A 16113-nucleotide genomic window follows, 5' to 3' on the forward strand; every position below is an offset into this window, starting at 1 on the left:
AGTGAAACGGGACTGACGGGATTCGAACCCGCAACTTCCGCCGTGACAGGGCGGTGCTCTAACCGGTTGAACTACAGTCCCAGATGGCCAGGGGCTGAGGGGCGAAAACCCTGGCCTGATCTGGCTTCTGGCGTCGTGACGACGACCAGAGAAGTATCCACTGCCGCTGGCCCCGCCGTCAACCGGCTGGCCAGCAGGCGAGCTCTAGGGGCGGAAGCCGGCGGGTTCGATCAGGCGAACCTGATTGCCCCTGGCGGTGAATTCCCGGCCCTGATCGCTCTGGACCACCACGCGGCCCCCGGATTTGACCCGGATGACCCTCGCGCGTACCCAGCCGAGAGCCGCAGACTCCAGCACCTTGACCACATCACCGGGTTGTAGATCCAACTCCATGTCCGGAACCAGGAAAGAGCAGGAAGGGGCATCGAGCGCGCCGTGGAGGACTTGAACCCCCGACATCAGGTTTTGGAGACCTGCGTTCTACCAGCTGAACTAACGGCGCATGACGATGCCCCTTCAGCCGGTGCACGAAGTGGCACCGGCATGGGCCAATGAACGATGAAGCTTCAGCGATCGAAGCGTTGCTTCACGCGGGTAGCTTTCCCCACACGGTCGCGCAGGTAGAAAAGTTTGGCACGCCTCACTTTACCGCGACGCTCCACCTTGACGGTGGCGACCTGGGGGCTGTGCAGCAGGAAGACCCGCTCCACACCCACACCCTGGAAGATCCGGCGCACGGTGATGGTTTCGTTCATCCCGCCGTGGCGCTTGGCGATCACCACCCCTTCGTAGGGCTGGATGCGCTGCTTGTTGCCCTCGCTGATGCGCACACCGACGCGCACCGTGTCGCCCACGTAGATCTCGGGCAGATCGCTCTTGAGCTGCTCGGCTTCAAAGGCCTTGATCAGGTCCTGGGCGCTCAGCTTGCCGGTGCGAGCCGGGGTCACGGCGGGCTTCTCCTCCACGGCCGTGGCGGCGACGGCCTCGACCACGTCCGTCTGATCAACGTCCGTCTGATCCACGCTCGTCTCATCCATGTTGGTGTCGTCCTTCAGTGCGGCCTTCGGTTCGGCGCTGTCGTTCAAATCGGCTGCCATCCCAGAATTGCGATCGACCGGCCAAACAACCACTGTAACGGCTCATGTTCCCCCATCCTCCCGGGCCTCCTGTCTCTCCGCCCGGCTGCGCCGGCGGCTCCAGCCCTGCAGGGCCAGGCCGCTGCCGGTGATCAGCATCCAGAGCAACCCCAGGCCATTGAGCGCCACATAGAGCGTTTCGCCCGCAGGAGAGAGCCATTCGCCTTCGTGCAGCACCATCAGCACGTGCACCTGATCGCGGCTGAGCCCACCCCAGTCGCGCAGCAGGCGGTAGCCCATGCCGCTGGTCACGGTGATCAGCAGCGGCAGCACCACCACCGGCCCGATCAGGGCATGCCAGCGGCGCAGCCGGGCCAGGACCTGCATGGTGCTCAGCAGCGATCAGGAAAGTTGATAGCTTGAATCCTGGAATGCCCGGCACCGTCAATGAATCTGTTCGCAGACCTGCTGGCGAGTACCCCGGGCCGTGCCGCCACCGGTGCCGCCTCAGCCGTCACCAGCACCGGTCCGCGCATCCAGAAGGGACGGCGGGGCGTGGAGATCAAATCGGCCCGCGAAATCCAGGTGATGCGCCAGGCCAGCCGCATCGTGGCCACGGTGCTGCGCGAGATCATGGAGATGGCCGCTCCGGGCCTGACCACCGCCGACCTCGACCGCCACGCCGAGCAACGCATCCGCGAGATGGGCGCCACCCCGAGCTTCAAGGGCTACCACGGTTTTCCAGCCAGCATCTGCGCCAGCATCAACAACCAGGTGGTGCATGGCATCCCCAGCGCCAAACAGCTGATCAGGGAGGGTGACCTGGTCAAGATCGACACCGGCGCCTACTTCGAGGGCTACCACGGCGACAGTTGCGTGAGCATCTGCGTGGGTGACTGCTCCGAGGACACCACCCGGCTCAGCCGCGTGGCCCAGGAATCGCTGATGCGTGGCCTCGGCAAGATCAAGGCGGGCAACACCCTGCTCGACATCGCGGGCGCCGTGCAGGATCACGTCGAGGCCCACGGCTACAGCGTGGTGGAGGACTACACCGGCCACGGTGTGGGCCGCAACCTGCACGAGGAGCCCTCGGTGTTCAACTTCCGCACCAGCGACCTGCCCAACCTCAAGCTCCGCGCCGGCATGACCCTGGCTGTCGAGCCGATCCTCAATGCCGGCAGCAAGAAGTGCCGCACCCTGCGTGACCAATGGACGGTGGTCACCGTGGATGGCTCGCTCTCGGCCCAGTGGGAGCACACGATCGTGGTCACCTCCGACGGCTGCGAGATCCTCACCGACCGCGACTTCTGAGCTCGTGACACAGGATCCCTGTCCCTGATCCTCAGCCGGCGGCCCTGCTGAACAGGCTTCCGTACAGGTGGCGCAGGGCCATCTGCAGCGGCACCAGCACCAGCGTGAGCGGATTGGGGGTCACGATGATCAGGCCGAAGCCCCGGCGGGCCTGGGCGATCACCTGGCCGGCCACGAAGCCCGGGCTCATCACCCCGAAGGGATTGAGGGCGGAGCGGAACGGTCCGAGCACCAGGCGCCGGATCCGGCAGGGATTCTCCCCCTGATGGTCGAGCACCCGCAGGCTGATCAGCTGGCCGAGCAGGCGCTTGCTGATCTCATAGAGCGGGCTGAGGGCCGGCAGCAGCTCCGCTTCCGAGGTGTTCACCCACACCTCCCGGCAGGGGCCGCCGGCGGGCGCTTCGTCCAGCCCCAGGAACAGCTCCAGCAGCCGCCAGGCGCTGAGGGCATTCACCTCCAGGCTGCGCCCCATCGCCGCGGCGCTGCGGTCGCCGTAGACGTTCACGCCGTGGTTGATCACCAGGATGTCGACCTCGCGCAGCAGTGGTTCCAGCTGCTGCTCCTCCCCGCAGCACCAGACCACGCAGCGCAGGGGGATCGGCCTGCCCTGCCCGTCCTGCAGAGCCACCGGCTCCGTGGCGGTGGTCAGGGCGATCAGCTCGGCCCCCTGGTCATGCAGGGCCCGCAGCAGGGCCGTGCCCAGGGCGCCGCTGGCTCCGGTCACCGCCACCCTGCGTCCCCGCAGTGGCAGCAGCGCGCCTGTGAAGGGCAATGACAGCAGGGGCGCTGAGGGGGTCTGACCAGGCACGGAGTCGGTCGGGATGGGGCATTCTTTGCAGGGAAATCATCCGTGATCGGCATCGCCCCCCGGCGGGCCGCCTGCGCGACCGCGAAGCTTTCCCGTCCTGGATGATCTCCGTTCCCCCTCTCACCACCCTTGGGTCAGTTCTTCCGCTTCGGTGCCGCCCCTTCCAGTGCCACCGCCGCCAGCCAGGACCCGGGACTGGTGGCTCTCTATGCGCCCTACTGCGACGGCGTGACGCGTGAGGCCTGGTTGATCCAGGCGCTCGATCGCCTCACCCTCGGGGAACTCGATGGGGTGAGGTGCCTGAGGCCGGAAGGGGAGCATCCCTTCCAGCTGCGCTGGCAGGCGGGGCTCGCTCCGCAGGAGATCAGCCACTGTGAGCTCGGCTTCCCGGCCTCGCCTGAGCTCAGCTATCGCTTCGAACTGCCCACCCACCAGCTGGTGCGCTGGCTGATGGACCTGCTGGAGCAGCAGAGTGGCCAGGTGTTCGAGGCGTCGGCCTGCGATCTGCCCGAGAGCTTCTGGCGCTGGCTGCTGCTGGGGGAGTCCCCGCAGGCCACCGCCGCATAGATTGACGGCCCAGCGCCCAGCCCGAGGTCATTCCATGAGCAGCACCCTGCTGATCGGATCCTGTGATCCCTTCAGCGGCAAGTCCGCCCTGGTGCTCGGCCTGACCCGGACCCTGGCCCAGAAGGGCTTCCCGGTCCGCTACGGCAAGCCTCTGGCCACCAGCGTGCGTTCCGCCCGCCCGGGGGAGGCTCTATCCCAGGGCTGCCTCGACGACGACGTCCGCTTCATCGGCAACATCCTCGGCCTGCCCGAGGCGCATCTGCTGCCCTCCCTGCATCTGCTCGAGGCCTCCACGGCCCAGGACCGGCTGCTGCGCGGCGACCTGGATCCCGGTGAGGGCTTCGCCCGTCTGCGTGACCAGCTGGCGGCCTACCCCGATGGCCTCACCCTGCTGGAGGGCACCGGCACCCTCAGCGAAGGCCTGCTCTATGGCCTCAGCCTGCCCCAGCTGGCCCGGGGACTCGACGCTCCCGTGGTGCTGGTTCACCTCTGGGACGACAGCCGCAGCGTCGATCCGCTGCTCGCGGCCCGCCAGCAGCTGCAGGACCAGCTGGCCGGCGTGGTGCTCAACGCCGTCGACCCCGACGCCGCGGAGCGCCTGCGGGCCGACGTGGTGCCGGCCCTCGAGCAGCTGGGTCTGCCGGTGTTCGGCGTGATGCCCCGCAGTCCGCTGCTGCGCAGCGTCACCGTGGAGGAGCTGGTGGAGCGCCTCGAGGCCCGGGTGCTCTGCTGCCACGAGCGGCTCGATCTGCTGGTGGAAACCCTTTCGATCGGTGCGATGAACGTCAACTCCGCCATGGAGTTCTTCCGCCGCCGCCGCAACATGGCGGTGGTCACCGGTGCCGACCGCACCGACATCCAGCTGGCGGCCCTGGAGGCCTCCACCCAGTGCCTGATCCTCACCGGGGCCGGTGAACCCCTGCCCCAGCTGATCAGCCGCGCCGAGGAGCTCGAGGTGCCGATCCTCAAGGTGGAACAGGACACCCTGACCACGGTGGAAGTGATCGAGCGCGCCTTCGGTCATGTGCGCCTGCACGAAACCGTGAAGGCCAGTTACGCCATTCGCCTGGTGGAGGAGCACTGCCGTTTCGATCGCCTCTACGCGCGACTCGGACTGGCGGTGCAGGGCTGAACCATGGGCCCCGCAAGGGCGCTGCTAGTTTCCCCCCATCGGATGCATTCACGAGGTGACCCGGTCCCTTGATCTGCCGGCCCTCGACCGGATCGACACGCTGGCGCAGGAGCTGGCCCTGCTCCAGGATCGCGGCAAGCGCCGCATCGCCATCCTCGGCAGCCGCCATGTCCCGGCCGTCTCGATCCACCTGGTGGAGCTGGTGGCCCGCTCCCTGGCCCAGGAGGGTCACAACCTGATCACCTCCGGCTCCCAGGGGGTGAATGCGGCGGTGATCCGTGGGGTGATCAGTGTCGATCCGGCCCGGCTCACGGTGCTCCTGCCCCAGAGCCTGGAGCGCCAGCCCAGAGAGTCACGGGAGCAGATCGAGCGGGTGCTGCATCTGGTCGAGAAGCCCGAGCACGACGAACTTCCCCTGCCGATGGCCAGCAGCCTCTGCAACCAGGAGATCATCGGTCGCTGCGACCAACTCATCTGCTACGCCTTCCACGACAGTGAGACCCTGCTCTCCAGCTGCCGCACCGCTGAAGACATGAACAAGGTGGTCAGCCTGATGTTCTTCGACTGAGGGTCGCGAGCACCTGCAGGCGGGTCCCCTCCCGCCTCAGCACGGTCACCTCCTCCCCTGCCTGGGGGGCCGGCCCCCGGCCGTTCTCCAGCAGCTCGGCCGCCCAGCTCTGGCCCTGCCAGCGCACACGACCCCGCCCGCGCCCGTCGAAGGGCTGGATCACCTCCGCCCGCTCGCTGCCGGGCTCACTGAGGGCATCGGGTGCCGAGCGGCCCCGCAGCGACCAGCGCCTCAGCCCCACGTAGCCCGCCAGGAAGAGCAGGCTGAACAGCGCCAGCTGGATCCCGGCGGCCAGGGGCAGCAGCGCCGAGATGGCCGAGAGCAGCAGCGCCGCCACCCCACCGATCACGAACCCATCCACGCTGGGGAAGATCAGCTCCAGCAGCAGCAACACCCCGCCACCGGCCAGCCAGATCAGGGGATGCATCACAACAGCGCGGGGGTCTCCAGTCTGCGGCGAAGGGTCTTCCTAGGCTGAAGCCGGCTCTGCTCGGGCCGCTGTTCCGTTCTGCGCTGCGGCGCCTGCTGCCATGGAAGGTCTGTTCTCCATCCCCGCCCTGGTGCTTCTGGCCGTGCTCGGCGCCAGTGGGGTGAAGGTCACCAGCGGGGGGCGCTCCCGGCTGGTGGAGCGGCTCGGCCGCTACGACCGGGAGCTGCAGCCGGGCCTCTCCTTCGTGCTGCCGGGTCTGGAGCGGGTGGTCAGCAACCAGTCGCTGAAGGAGCGGGTGCTCGACATCCCCCCCCAGCAGTGCATCACCCGCGACAACGTCTCGATCACCGTCGATGCGGTGGTCTACTGGCAGCTGCTGCAGCACGCCAAGGCCCACTACGGCGTGGATGATCTGCAGGCGGCGATGGTGAACCTGGTGCTCACCCAGATCCGCGCCGAGATGGGCAAGCTCGACCTCGATCAGACCTTCACCACCCGCCAGGACGTCAATGAGATGCTGCTGCGGGAGCTCGACCAGGCCACCGATCCCTGGGGGGTGAAGGTGACCCGGGTGGAGCTGCGCGACATCATGCCCTCGCCGGGCGTGCAGCAGGCCATGGAGATGCAGATGAGCGCCGAGCGGGAGAAGCGGGCGGCGGTGCTGCGCTCGGAAGGGCAGCGGGAAGCGGAGGTGAATGCCGCCAAGGGCCGCGCCGAGGCCCTGGTGCTCGATGCCAAGGCCCAGCAGGAGGCGCTGCTGCTCGATGCCGAGGCCCAGGCCAAGCAGCAGGAGATGCTGGCCATGGCCCGCGGCCACGCCGCGGCCGAGCTGGCCCGGCTGATCGAGGCCAGCCCGTCGGGTTCCGAAGCGCTGCGGCTGCTGCTCGCCCAGGACTGGATGGAGATGGGCGAGCAGCTGGGCAAGGCGCCCGGCGGCAGTGTGCTGATGGTGGATCCCCAGAGTCCTGCCGCCCTGCTGGCGGCCCTGCGGGGGCTGCAGAAGGGCTGAGGCGTTCCGGGTTCAGGCTGCCAACACGGCCCTGAGGCCTTCCAGGTAGAGCAGGGCCGTGCTGAGCAGGGCACCCGCCCAGCAGAGGGAGCGCAGCAGCGGCACGTCGCCCACGTAGGCGCCGATGTAGGCCAGCCGCAGCAGCGGTTGCAGCAGGGCCGCCACGGTCACCGGCAGGCCGCCCGCCCCCGCCTGCAGGCAGAGCAGGCAGGCCGGCGCGTGCAGGGTGAAGGCCTCGAAGCTGTTCTGGTGCGCCCAGCTGGCCCGCTGACCCCAGGCCGGCAGCCGCTCGAACATCGCCCGCGGCGCCGCCAGATCGGCCGGGGTGAAGTCGGCGCTGGCCCGCCCGGCCCCCAGGGGCACCAGGCTGAGGACCACCACCGCCCCCGAGAGCAACAGCGACCAGGCCAGGGCGGGGGCGGAGGCGATGAGGGCGGCGGGCATCGGCAACGGAGAACAGCAGGGCCTCTTTTCTAGGATTGAGCCCGATCCGAGCGCAGCCGCTGCCCATGGCCGACACCTACTCCTTCGACGTGGTTTCCGATTTCGACCGGCAGGAACTCGTGAATGCCGTGGACCAGGTGCGACGCGAGGTGGGCCAGCGCTACGACCTCAAGGACTCCAGGACCGAGATCGAGCTGGAGGAGGGCAGCCTCACCATCACCACCGCCAGTGACATGACCCTCGAGGCGGTGGCCGACGTGCTGCGCCAGAAGGCCACCAAACGCCAGCTCTCGCTGAAGATCTTCGATTTCCAGACCCCCGAGCCCGTGGGCGGCAACCGCCTCCAGCAGGTGGTGAAGTTGCGCAAGGGACTCAGCCAGGAGCTGGCCAAGTCGCTCAGCAAGACCGTCCGCGACCGGATCAAGAAGGTGACGGTGGCGATCCAGGGCGAGAGCCTGCGGGTCACCGGCAAGAACAAGGACGACCTGCAGCAGGTGATCCAGATCCTGCGCGCCGAAGACCCGGAGGTGCCGCTCCAGTTCGAGAACTACCGCTGAGGCTCCTGGGTGAGCGCAGTTGAGAGCCCTCAGCAGCCGGGCACCCAGCTGGGCTGGAGCTTCTGGATCGACCGCGGCGGCACCTTCACCGATCTGGTCGGCCGGGGACCCAGCGGCGAGCTGGTGGTGCGCAAGGTGCTCTCCCAGCAGCCTGCGCTGGCTGGTGAGCCGGCGGTGGTCGCCATCCGTGAACTGCTGGGGGTGGCCCCCGGCCAACGGCTGCCGGCGGGGGCGGTGAGCGAGGTGCGGCTGGGAACCACCGTGGCCACCAATGCGCTGCTGGAAGACCGGGGGGCTCCCACCCTGTTGCTGATCAGCAGCGGTTTCGCCGACGCCCCCTGGATCGGGGACCAGCATCGGCCGGATCTGTTCGCCCTCCATGTCCAGCGCCCGGCTCCCCGCTACGGGCGGGTGCTGGAGGTGAAGGGGCGCCTGGCGGCGGATGGCAGCGAACTCCAGCCCCTGGGCCTTGACGCCGCCCTGGAGAAGGCCCTGCTGGAGGCGCGCGCCGAGGGCTTCAGCAGTTGCGCGGTGGCGCTGCTCCACGGCGCCCGTCACCCCCACCATGAGCGCCGGCTGGGCACCTGGTTGCAGCCCTTCGGCTTTGAGCCCGTGGTGCTCTCCCATCAGGTGGGGTTGCGTCCCCGTCTCGTGCCCCGCGCCCAGACGGCCGTGGTGGAGGCCACCGTGGCGCCGGCCCTGGCCGATTACCTCGAGCGGTTGCGGCGGGAGCTGGGCCCCGACTGCCGTCTGCGGGGGATGCAGTCGAGCGGCGGCCTGGTGGCCCCCGAGCTGCTCAAGGCCAAGGACACGATCCTCTCCGGTCCGGCCGGTGGCATGGTCGCCGCCGTCAAGCTGGCGGGGGGGAGCACTCCCATCGTGGGGTTCGACATGGGGGGCACCTCCACCGATGTCTTCCATGTGCAGGCCGGCGGACCCGGCCCGGGCTGGGATCGGCGGGACGAAACGGAGATTGCCGGCCTCACCCTGCAGGCGGGGATGTTGCCGATCCACACCGTGGCCGCCGGCGGGGGGTCGGCGCTGCACTTCGATGGCCAGCGCCAGCAGGTCGGCCCCGCCTCGGCCGGGGCCGATCCCGGGCCGGCCTGCTATCGGCGCGGCGGGCCGCTCACGATCACCGACGCGAACCTGCTGCTGGGTCGGCTGCAGGCGCAGGCCTTCCCCGCGGTCTTCGGGCCGGCCGCCGATCAGGGGCCCGATCCGCAGGTGGTGCGGCGGGGCTTTCAGGAGCTGGCCGAGCGGGTGGCGATGGCCGGCGGCGGGCACCCCACAGCCGAGGAGCTGGCGGAAGGAGCCCTGGCAATCGCGATCGATCGCATGGCCGAGGCGATCCGGCGGATCTCGATTCAGCGGGGCCATGACGTCCGCGGCGCCACCCTGGTCTGCTTCGGCGGAGCGGGCGGCCAGCACGCCTGCGGCCTGGCCGAGCGGCTGGGCATCACCCGGGTGCTGCTTCATCCCCTGGCCGGGGTGTTCTCGGCCTACGGCATCGGCCTGGCCGATCAGCGCCTGCTGCTGGAGGAGGTGGTGCGATGTCCCCTGGATCAACCCCTGGTGGAGCGGCTCCACCGCCAGGCCAGCAGCCTGATCGAACAGGGCCGGCAGGCCCTGATGGGGCCGGCGGGTGCTGCCTGCGCTGCTGATCACGCCGCTGTTCACACCACTGTTCAGGCCGAGGTGAGTGTCGGCGTTCGGCTCCGGGCCAGCGAAGTGACGCTCCCCCTGCCTCTGCAGGAGGCCAGCGCCTTGCGGCGGGAGTTCGAGCGTGCCCATCAGCGCCGCTTCGGTCATCGGCCTGAAAGCCCCGACCTCACGCTGGAGTGGCTGCTGGTGGAGGTGGTGGCCCCGGGCCCTGATCCGGCCCCATGGCGGCCCGAGCCGGGGGCGGGCTGTGCTTCAGCCGCCCCGAACCAGCCGATCCAGCTCTACTGGGACGGCGCCTGGCGGGCCGTTCCGCTGCTGCAGCGCGATCGCCTGGCGGCCGGTGCCCGGCTCGAGGGCCCGGCGCTGGTGGTGGAGGCCACCGGCACCACCTGGCTGGCTCCAGGCTGGCGGGCCGAGTGCCGTCCCGACGGCGCTCTCCTGCTCAGCCACCGGCCTTCGGGAGCCGCGGCCGGACCGTCGCAGGCGGCCACGGCTGCGCTGGATCCGGTGAGCCTGGAGTTGTTCAATCACCGCTTCAGCGCCATCGCCGAGCAGATGGGCGTGCGCCTGCAGCAGAGCGCCCGCTCGGTGAACATCCGCGAGCGCCTCGATTTTTCCTGTGCCCTGTTCGATGCCGATGGCGGGCTGGTGGCCAATGCGCCCCACATCCCGGTCCATCTCGGTTCGATGGGGGCCAGTGTGGAGAGCCTGCTGGAGGCGGTGCGCCGGGGTGATCGCCCTCCCCTTCGGCCCGGCGACGCGATCGTCTCCAATGACCCCTGCAACGGCGGCACCCATCTTCCCGATCTGACGGTGATCTCGCCGGTGTTCGTGCCCCGGCGGGGTTCAGGGCCGGTCCGCGGCTCAGCCGGTGAGGCAGCTCCGGATTTCTTCGTGGCCTCCCGCGGGCACCACGCTGATGTGGGCGGCATCACCCCCGGCTCGATGCCCCCCTTCAGCCGCTGCCTCGCTGAGGAGGGGGTGCTGCTCGACAACGTCCCCCTGCTGCGCGAGGGCGAGCTGCTGGCCGCCGACTGGCGGCAGCGGCTCGCGGCAGGTCCCCATCCCGTGCGCAACCCCGAGCAGCTGCTGGCCGATCTGCAGGCCCAGGTGGCGGCGAACCAGCTCGGTGCCCAGTTGCTGCTGGACCTGGCAGGGCGGGAGGGGCTCCCGCGGGTGACGGCCTACATGGCCCATGTGCAGGACAACGGAGCCGAGGTGGTGCGGCGGGTGATCGATCGGCTCGAGCCCGGGTGCTTCAGCCTCCCCCTCGATGGGGGCCTTCATCTTCAGGGGGCCGTGCGTCTCGACCGTGCCTCCCGCCGGGCTGTGATCGATTTCACGGGCACCTCCCCCCAGGACCCAGGCAACCGCAATGCCCCCCTGGCGATCACCCGGGCGGTGGTGCTCTACGTGTTCCGCTGCCTGGTGGGCGAGGCGGTACCGCTCAACGCCGGCTGCTTCCGGCCCCTGGAGCTGGTGGTGCCGCCGGGTTGCCTGCTCCGTCCCAGCCCTTCGGCCGCGGTGGTGGCCGGCAACGTGGAAACGTCCCAGGCGATCGCCAATGCCCTGTTCGCGGCCCTGGGGGTGCTGGCCGCCGCCCAGGGCACCATGAACAACCTCAGCTTCGGCAATGCGCGCTACCAGTACTACGAAACGATCTGCGGCGGCTGCGGCGCCGGTCGCTCGCTCGACGGCCAGGAATTCGAAGGGGCCTCGGCGGTGCAGAGCCACATGACCAACTCCCGCCTCACCGATCCTGAAATCCTCGAGGAGCGCTTTCCGGTGCGGCTGGAGGCCTTCGCGCTGCGCCGCGGCAGCGGTGGCTCCGGCCGTTGGCGGGGCGGGGATGGGGTGGTGCGGCGGATCCGCTTCCTCGAGCCGATGACCGCCGCGATCCTCTCCGGCTCCCGCCAGGTTGCCCCCTTCGGACTGGCGGGCGGCGGCCCCGGTCTCCCTGGCCGGAACCGCCTGATCCGCGCGAATGGCACGGAACTGGAGCTGGGGGGAGGCGTTGAGCTTCAGCTGGAGGCCGGTGAGGCCCTCGTGATCGAAACCCCAGGAGGGGGCGGTTATGGCGCTGGCTGAAGGTCGGCGCCTGCTGGGCCTCGCTGTCGTGCTGCTGCCGCTGGCGGCAGGGGCGAATGTGCTCCAGGAGGCCGGCCAACGGTTCCAGCCGCTCTGGTCGGCGGGGGGCATGGTGGCCAGTCAGGAGGCGGAGGCGTCCCGGGTCGGCCGCGATGTGCTGCGGGCGGGGGGCAATGCCGTGGATGCGGCGGTGGCGGCTTCCTTTGCTTTGGCGGTCACCCACCCCCAGGCGGGGAACCTCGGCGGCGGTGGGTTCCTGGTGCTCTGGCAGCCGGAGCGGCTCAGCCGCGGGCGGCCGCTGGCGCCCCGGGAGCTGCGGGTGGGCCAGGGCCGGGCGGTGACGATCAACTTCCGGGAGCGCGCCCCCCTGGCGGCCGGCCCCGATCTGCTGCTCGATGCCAGTGGCAGGGTGGACCGCCGCAAGGCCACCCGCAGCCTGCTCAGCACCGGGGTGCCCGGCACGGTGGCGGGCCTGCTGCTGGCCCACCGCCACTACGGCCGGCTCCCCCTGGCTCGCCTGATCGCCCCCTCGATCCGCCTGGCCGATCAGGGCGTGGTGGTGAGCAAGTCCCTGGCGGATTCCCTTAAGGCCGCGGCACCGCGGCTGCGTGCCGATCCCGAATCGGCGCGGTTGTTCTTCCGCCCCGGGGGGAAGCCCTACCGACCCGGTGATCGCCTGCGCCAGCCGGAGCTGGCCGGCACCCTGCGCCGCATCGCGGCAGAGGGGGAGCAGGGGTTCTATGCAGGGCCGGTGGCCCAGCGGCTGGTGGCGTTGATGCGCCGCCGCGGAGGCCTGATCAGCGCCGACGACCTTCGCCTCTACCGGGCCCGCCTCCAGGCTCCGCTGCTGGGCGACTGGCGGGGCCATCCCGTGATCGCCATGCCCCCGCCCAGCTCCGGCGGGGTCACCCTGATCCAGCTGCTCAACATCCTCGAAGGCTTCGACCTGGCGGCCCTGGGGCTGAACAGTGCCGCGACCCTGCATCCGATGGTGGAGGCGATGAACCTGGCCTACCGCGACCGCAACCGCTGGCTGGGGGATCCACGCTTCGTGGCGATGCCCCTGAAGCGCCTGCTGAGCCAGGGCTATGCCGATCAGCTGCGCCGCACGATCCGACCCGATGGCCACCGCCCGGCCGGCGAGCTGGATCCACCCCCCGCTGGCCGCACCGTTGAAAGCACCGACACCACCCACCTCTCGGTGATCGATCGCGACGGCACGATGGTGGCCACCACCACCACCTTGAATTTCCCCTACGGCAATGGCGTGAGCGTGCCCGGCGCCGGGTTCCTGCTCAACAACGAGATGGACGATTTCACCGCCCTGCCGGGGGAGCCCAATGCCTTCGGCCTGGTGCAGGGGAAAGCCAATGCCATCGCACCCGGCAAGCAGCCGCTGAGCTCGATGGCGCCCACCCTGGTGCTCAGCCCCGAGGGGCTGCCGTTGCTGGCCACCGGCAGCCCTGGTGGCAGCCGCATCATCACCACCGTGCTGCAGGTGCTGCTCAACCGGCTCGAGCATGGCCTGAACCTGGCTTCCGCCGTGGCGGCCAGCCGGATCCACAGCCAGCACTGGCCCGATCAGCTGGCGGTGGAGGAGGGCCTCAGCCCCGACACCCTCAGGATCCTGGAGGCGATGGGACACCGCTGGCGGCTGGTGCCTGCCATGGGGGCGGCCCACTCGCTCGAGGCCCTTCCCGGGGGCGGCACCCTGGGGGCGGTCGATCCCCGGCGAGCCGAAGCGGCCGTCTCGGGTGAGTGAAACCGGGCTACTCCCGGAGCCCGGCCCGTGCCCACCGCCTCTCTGTCAGCCTGCTCCGCATCAGCCTGGTGACGAGCTGGGCCGGGCCACCAGCAGGTTCACGGCCGAGAAGACCAGGGCGATGCCCAGCAGGGTGCCGATGGCCCAGACGCTGTCGCTGGGCCACTCGGCGATCAGCAGAACGCCCAGGCCAGCGGTCACCAGTCCATCGGCGAGCACCAGACCCCTGGCGGGGATCTCGGAGGCGGCGGCGGCGGCCAGCTCCATCAGTCCCTCGATCACCAGCAGCAGGCCGGCGAACAGGGTGAGGCTCACTTCGCTGATCACCGGATTGATCAGGATCCAGAGGCCACCCGCCACGTAGAGCAGGCCACTGAGGCCGCGGAAAATCTGGCTGCGCAGATCAGCCGCTCCTGTGATCCTGATCAGCTGGGAGAGGCCGCTGGCGATGGCCACCCCTCCGATCGCGATCGTGAGCAGGGTCGCCGAGACGAACGGCAGGGCCAGCGCCAGCATCGCCGCCGCCAGGACCAGCCCTGCCGCCAGCCAGCGCAGGGGACGGGAGGCGGGAATCGACATGCCAGGGTCTCGACTTCGGCAACGTTAAGGACCCGATCCAAATCACAGAGAACCTGATTCGCTGACCAGGCCAGCGGCTGCCGGCCCCGGCGGCGCAAGCTGAACCCAGCCGTGGCCAACCCGACAGGCCGGGCCTCTGTCCATGCTCGAGCTTCTTCCTCCTCTCAACGATCGCAACCTGCCCTGGATGGACACGATCCATCCGATCGTGGTGCACTTCGTGATCGCGATGGCCCTGATCGCCTTTGTCTTCGATCTGATCGGCCGCCTGGCTGGCAAGCCGTCGCTCTACGAGGTGAGCTTCTGGAACCTGCTCTTCGCCACCGTCGCGATCTTCATCGCGATCATCTTCGGCCAGGTGGAGGCCGGTCTGGCCAACCCCTACGGCGCCTCCCGCGAGATCCTCAACCTGCACAGCACCCTGGGCTGGGTGCTGGCCGGGGTGCTCTCGGTGCTCACCGCCTGGCGCTATGTGATCCGCAGCCGTGATCCCCGGCAGTTGCCGCTGGCCTTCCTCGGGGCGGGCAGCCTGCTCAGTGCGCTGGTGGTGGTGCAGGTCATCCTCGGCAACCAGCTGATCTGGGTCTACGGCCTGCACACCGTCAAGGTGGTGGAGGCCATGCGCCAGGGGCTGGTCTGATGGAACTCGGAGCCAATGGGCTGCCCTACCGGCTGCCGATTCACCCCAACCTGGTGCATCTCACGATCGGCCTGTTCGTGATTGCGATCGCCTTCGACATCGCCGGGGCCCTCTTTCCCTTCGAGAAGCGCCTGTTCCGCTTCCTGGCCCTGCCCGTCACCCGCGCCGGCCTTCACGATGTGGGTTGGTACAACCTGCTGGCCTGTTGCCTGATCAGTTTCTTCACCGTGGCGGCCGGCTTTGTGGAGATGCAGCTCGCTGACCCGTTGCCCGGTGTCACCAGCAGCTTCGCCATGGGCAGCACCGCCACCATGCTCTGGCATGGGGCCGTGGGCGTGGCCCTGCTGTTCGCCATCGTGCTGATGACCCTATGGCGCGGCTTCCAGCGCTTCCGCTGGCGCTGGGAGATGGGCCGCCAGGTGCAGTGGAGCTACCTGCTGGTGGGCCTGCTGGTGTTCGCTCTGATGGCCTGGCACGGCACCCTCGGCGCCCAGCTGGGGGTGGAGTTCGGGGTGCATGTCACCGCCAGCCAGCTGCTGGCCGACGGCGCCAGCCTGCGGGAGGCCCTGCCATGACCAGCACCCCCAGGCGTTTTCCCCTGCCCCGGCTGATCGGCCTGGCCCTCTGGCTGGTGCTCCTGACCCTGCTCAGTGTCTGGATGGGGGCTCAGGTGCCCCGCTGGTTGCCGGTGTCGGCTTCCTCGGCGGCCCCACTGGTGGATGGCCTCTTCGGCTTCGAGACCGCCGTCGCCACCTTCGTGTTCGTGGGTGTGGTCTCGGTGATGGTCTGGGTGGTGCTGTTCAACCGGGCCGAGAAGTACGACATCAGCGATGCGGAGCCGATCGAAGGCAACACCACCCTCGAGATCACCTGGACCGTGATTCCCCTGGTGCTGGTGATGGCGATCGCCGCCTACACCATCCAGGTCAACCGCCAGATCGGTCTGATCGGCCCCATGGACCATGCCCATGGCCCGGCGCTGGGAGGCGGCGAGGTGCAGGTGATCGCCCGCCAGTGGTCGTGGGAGTTCCGCTATCCGGTGGCGGGGGTGTCCTCCACTGAGCTGCACCTTCCCCTCGACCGGCGCCTCGGCCTGCAGCTGGAGAGCGACGACGTGATCCATGGCTTCTACGTGCCGGCCTTCCGGCTCAAGCAGCAGGTGATCCCCGGCCGCTCGATCACCCTGTTCATCACCCCCACCCGGGCGGGGCGCTACCGCCTGCGCGACTCCGAGTACAGCGGCACCTGGTTCGCGGCCAACCAGGCCGATGTGGTGGTGGAGAGCGAAGAGGCCTACCAGAGCTGGCTGAGCCGCGCGGCTCGCCTGCCGCTCCAGCCCGGTCTGAGCGACGCCGCCCGCGAATTCGCCCAGCAGCGCAGTGGCGAACGCCCCAGCGGCTACGCCACCATCCAGCCGGCCCCACCACCGCTGGTCAATGTGCCCGGCTCCAACACCCTTCCCCACGACGGCTGATCC

At 69.6% G+C, this 16113-nt stretch carries 18 protein-coding genes and 2 tRNA genes; 11 read left to right on the forward strand and 9 right to left on the reverse strand.

Features of this window, described 5'->3' with window-relative positions; genetic code table 11:
- Window positions 1–7: 7 nt before the first annotated feature.
- From FPZ61_RS08700 to FPZ61_RS08720, 5 genes are all read right to left on the reverse strand, one after another.
- A tRNA-Asp gene (locus FPZ61_RS08700) sits at window positions 8–81 on the reverse strand.
- Between the two features lie 123 nt (window positions 82–204).
- Entirely contained in the window at window positions 205–393 is a 189-nt protein-coding gene (locus FPZ61_RS08705; RefSeq protein ID WP_006043540.1) for a hyperconserved protein Hcp, read from the reverse strand.
- A 36-nt stretch (window positions 394–429) separates the two neighbouring features.
- Window positions 430–502: transfer RNA gene (locus tag FPZ61_RS08710), tRNA-Trp, on the reverse strand.
- A 64-nt stretch (window positions 503–566) separates the two neighbouring features.
- A complete protein-coding gene (gene rplS, locus FPZ61_RS08715; protein WP_255441495.1) occupies window positions 567–1097 on the reverse strand; it encodes a 50S ribosomal protein L19 in 531 nt (176 codons plus the stop codon).
- A 42-nt stretch (window positions 1098–1139) separates the two neighbouring features.
- Window positions 1140–1463: a peptidase gene (locus tag FPZ61_RS08720; RefSeq protein WP_185466132.1), complete on the reverse strand. Its 324-nt coding sequence runs from the start codon at window positions 1461–1463 to the stop codon at window positions 1140–1142.
- 60 nt (window positions 1464–1523) lie between these two features.
- Between FPZ61_RS08720 and map the strand changes: the two genes are divergently transcribed.
- Entirely contained in the window at window positions 1524–2387 is an 864-nt protein-coding gene (map, locus tag FPZ61_RS08725; RefSeq protein WP_185466134.1) for a type I methionyl aminopeptidase, read from the forward strand.
- A gap of 31 nt (window positions 2388–2418) precedes the next feature.
- On the opposite strand, the gene FPZ61_RS08730 is transcribed toward map, so the two are convergent.
- Window positions 2419–3195 carry an NAD-dependent epimerase/dehydratase family protein gene (locus tag FPZ61_RS08730; protein ID WP_370593415.1) on the reverse strand — a complete coding sequence of 259 codons (777 nt, stop codon included), beginning with the start codon at window positions 3193–3195 and terminating at the stop codon, window positions 2419–2421.
- A gap of 129 nt (window positions 3196–3324) precedes the next feature.
- On the opposite strand from FPZ61_RS08730, the gene ebsA reads away from it, so the two are divergent.
- The 3 genes from ebsA to FPZ61_RS08745 are packed head-to-tail and all read left to right on the forward strand — an operon-like array spanning window position 3325 to window position 5462.
- Window positions 3325–3762, forward strand: coding sequence for a type IV pilus biogenesis protein EbsA (gene ebsA / locus FPZ61_RS08735; protein WP_185466136.1), 438 nt, complete (start codon window positions 3325–3327; stop codon window positions 3760–3762).
- Window positions 3763–3796: 34 nt separating this feature from the next.
- A complete protein-coding gene (locus FPZ61_RS08740; RefSeq protein ID WP_185466138.1) occupies window positions 3797–4894 on the forward strand; it encodes a phosphotransacetylase family protein in 1098 nt (365 codons plus the stop codon).
- 55 nt (window positions 4895–4949) lie between these two features.
- Entirely contained in the window at window positions 4950–5462 is a 513-nt protein-coding gene (locus FPZ61_RS08745; RefSeq protein WP_185474803.1) for a DNA recombination-mediator protein A, read from the forward strand.
- Here FPZ61_RS08745 and FPZ61_RS08750 read toward each other — a convergent pair.
- Window positions 5440–5889, reverse strand: coding sequence for an NfeD family protein (locus tag FPZ61_RS08750; RefSeq protein ID WP_185466142.1), 450 nt, complete (start codon window positions 5887–5889; stop codon window positions 5440–5442). The two genes, FPZ61_RS08745 and FPZ61_RS08750, sit on opposite strands and share 23 nt — an antisense overlap.
- A 103-nt stretch (window positions 5890–5992) precedes the next feature.
- Between FPZ61_RS08750 and FPZ61_RS08755 the strand changes: the two genes are divergently transcribed.
- Window positions 5993–6901 carry an SPFH domain-containing protein gene (locus FPZ61_RS08755; protein ID WP_185466144.1) on the forward strand — a complete coding sequence of 303 codons (909 nt, stop codon included), beginning with the start codon at window positions 5993–5995 and terminating at the stop codon, window positions 6899–6901.
- Window positions 6902–6913: 12 nt separating this feature from the next.
- Here FPZ61_RS08755 and FPZ61_RS08760 read toward each other — a convergent pair whose 3' ends face one another.
- The gene (locus FPZ61_RS08760; protein WP_185466146.1) at window positions 6914–7345 is read right to left on the reverse strand and encodes an MAPEG family protein; all 432 of its coding nucleotides are present in this window, start codon (window positions 7343–7345) and stop codon (window positions 6914–6916) included.
- 65 nt (window positions 7346–7410) lie between these two features.
- Between FPZ61_RS08760 and FPZ61_RS08765 the strand changes: the two genes are divergently transcribed.
- Genes FPZ61_RS08765 through ggt form a run of 3 tightly spaced genes read left to right on the forward strand, consistent with a single transcriptional unit; the run spans window position 7411 to window position 13417 of the window.
- Window positions 7411–7902 (forward strand): YajQ family cyclic di-GMP-binding protein, encoded by a 492-nt coding sequence (locus tag FPZ61_RS08765; RefSeq protein ID WP_185466148.1) that lies wholly within the window; start codon window positions 7411–7413, stop codon window positions 7900–7902.
- Between the two features lie 9 nt (window positions 7903–7911).
- Window positions 7912–11655 carry a hydantoinase B/oxoprolinase family protein gene (locus tag FPZ61_RS08770; protein ID WP_185474804.1) on the forward strand — a complete coding sequence of 1248 codons (3744 nt, stop codon included), beginning with the start codon at window positions 7912–7914 and terminating at the stop codon, window positions 11653–11655.
- Window positions 11642–13417 (forward strand): gamma-glutamyltransferase, encoded by a 1776-nt coding sequence (ggt, locus tag FPZ61_RS08775; RefSeq protein WP_185466152.1) that lies wholly within the window; start codon window positions 11642–11644, stop codon window positions 13415–13417. Before FPZ61_RS08770 ends, ggt begins: the two co-directional genes overlap by 14 nt.
- Window positions 13418–13477: 60 nt before the next feature.
- Here the strand turns inward: ggt and FPZ61_RS08780 are convergent, their stop codons facing one another.
- Entirely contained in the window at window positions 13478–13996 is a 519-nt protein-coding gene (locus FPZ61_RS08780) for an HdeD family acid-resistance protein (protein ID WP_185466154.1), read from the reverse strand.
- A 142-nt stretch (window positions 13997–14138) separates the two neighbouring features.
- On the opposite strand from FPZ61_RS08780, the gene FPZ61_RS08785 reads away from it, so the two are divergent.
- From FPZ61_RS08785 to FPZ61_RS08795, 3 genes are read left to right on the forward strand one after another with little or no spacing between them, the layout of a single operon-like run.
- Entirely contained in the window at window positions 14139–14636 is a 498-nt protein-coding gene (locus FPZ61_RS08785) for a DUF2231 domain-containing protein (RefSeq protein ID WP_185466156.1), read from the forward strand.
- Window positions 14636–15211, forward strand: a complete 576-nt coding sequence (locus FPZ61_RS08790) for a DUF2231 domain-containing protein (protein ID WP_185466158.1) — start codon at window positions 14636–14638, stop codon at window positions 15209–15211. The genes FPZ61_RS08785 and FPZ61_RS08790 overlap by 1 nt, the downstream gene beginning before the upstream one ends.
- Window positions 15208–16110, forward strand: coding sequence for a cytochrome c oxidase subunit II (locus FPZ61_RS08795; protein ID WP_185466160.1), 903 nt, complete (start codon window positions 15208–15210; stop codon window positions 16108–16110). Before FPZ61_RS08790 ends, FPZ61_RS08795 begins: the two co-directional genes overlap by 4 nt.
- Window positions 16111–16113 lie beyond the last annotated feature (3 nt).

The organism is Synechococcus sp. BSA11S (assembly GCF_014224355.1).
GTDB lineage: Bacteria > Cyanobacteriota > Cyanobacteriia > PCC-6307 > Cyanobiaceae > Regnicoccus_A.

Excerpts from the sequence above, each read along its gene's own strand:
- FPZ61_RS08705 (WP_006043540.1), bottom strand. The coding sequence starts at position 393 with ATGGAGTTGGATCTACAACCCGGTGATGTGGTCAAGGTGCTGGAGTCT.
- rplS (WP_255441495.1), bottom strand. The coding sequence starts at position 1,097 with ATGGCAGCCGATTTGAACGACAGCGCCGAACCGAAGGCCGCACTGAAG.
- FPZ61_RS08720 (WP_185466132.1), bottom strand. The coding sequence starts at position 1,463 with ATGCAGGTCCTGGCCCGGCTGCGCCGCTGGCATGCCCTGATCGGGCCG.
- map (WP_185466134.1), top strand. The coding sequence starts at position 1,524 with ATGAATCTGTTCGCAGACCTGCTGGCGAGTACCCCGGGCCGTGCCGCC.
- FPZ61_RS08740 (WP_185466138.1), top strand. The coding sequence starts at position 3,797 with ATGAGCAGCACCCTGCTGATCGGATCCTGTGATCCCTTCAGCGGCAAG.
- FPZ61_RS08750 (WP_185466142.1), bottom strand. The coding sequence starts at position 5,889 with ATGCATCCCCTGATCTGGCTGGCCGGTGGCGGGGTGTTGCTGCTGCTG.
- FPZ61_RS08755 (WP_185466144.1), top strand. The coding sequence starts at position 5,993 with ATGGAAGGTCTGTTCTCCATCCCCGCCCTGGTGCTTCTGGCCGTGCTC.
- FPZ61_RS08760 (WP_185466146.1), bottom strand. The coding sequence starts at position 7,345 with ATGCCCGCCGCCCTCATCGCCTCCGCCCCCGCCCTGGCCTGGTCGCTG.
- FPZ61_RS08765 (WP_185466148.1), top strand. The coding sequence starts at position 7,411 with ATGGCCGACACCTACTCCTTCGACGTGGTTTCCGATTTCGACCGGCAG.
- ggt (WP_185466152.1), top strand. The coding sequence starts at position 11,642 with ATGGCGCTGGCTGAAGGTCGGCGCCTGCTGGGCCTCGCTGTCGTGCTG.
- FPZ61_RS08780 (WP_185466154.1), bottom strand. The coding sequence starts at position 13,996 with ATGTCGATTCCCGCCTCCCGTCCCCTGCGCTGGCTGGCGGCAGGGCTG.
- FPZ61_RS08785 (WP_185466156.1), top strand. The coding sequence starts at position 14,139 with ATGCTCGAGCTTCTTCCTCCTCTCAACGATCGCAACCTGCCCTGGATG.
- FPZ61_RS08790 (WP_185466158.1), top strand. The coding sequence starts at position 14,636 with ATGGAACTCGGAGCCAATGGGCTGCCCTACCGGCTGCCGATTCACCCC.
- FPZ61_RS08795 (WP_185466160.1), top strand. The coding sequence starts at position 15,208 with ATGACCAGCACCCCCAGGCGTTTTCCCCTGCCCCGGCTGATCGGCCTG.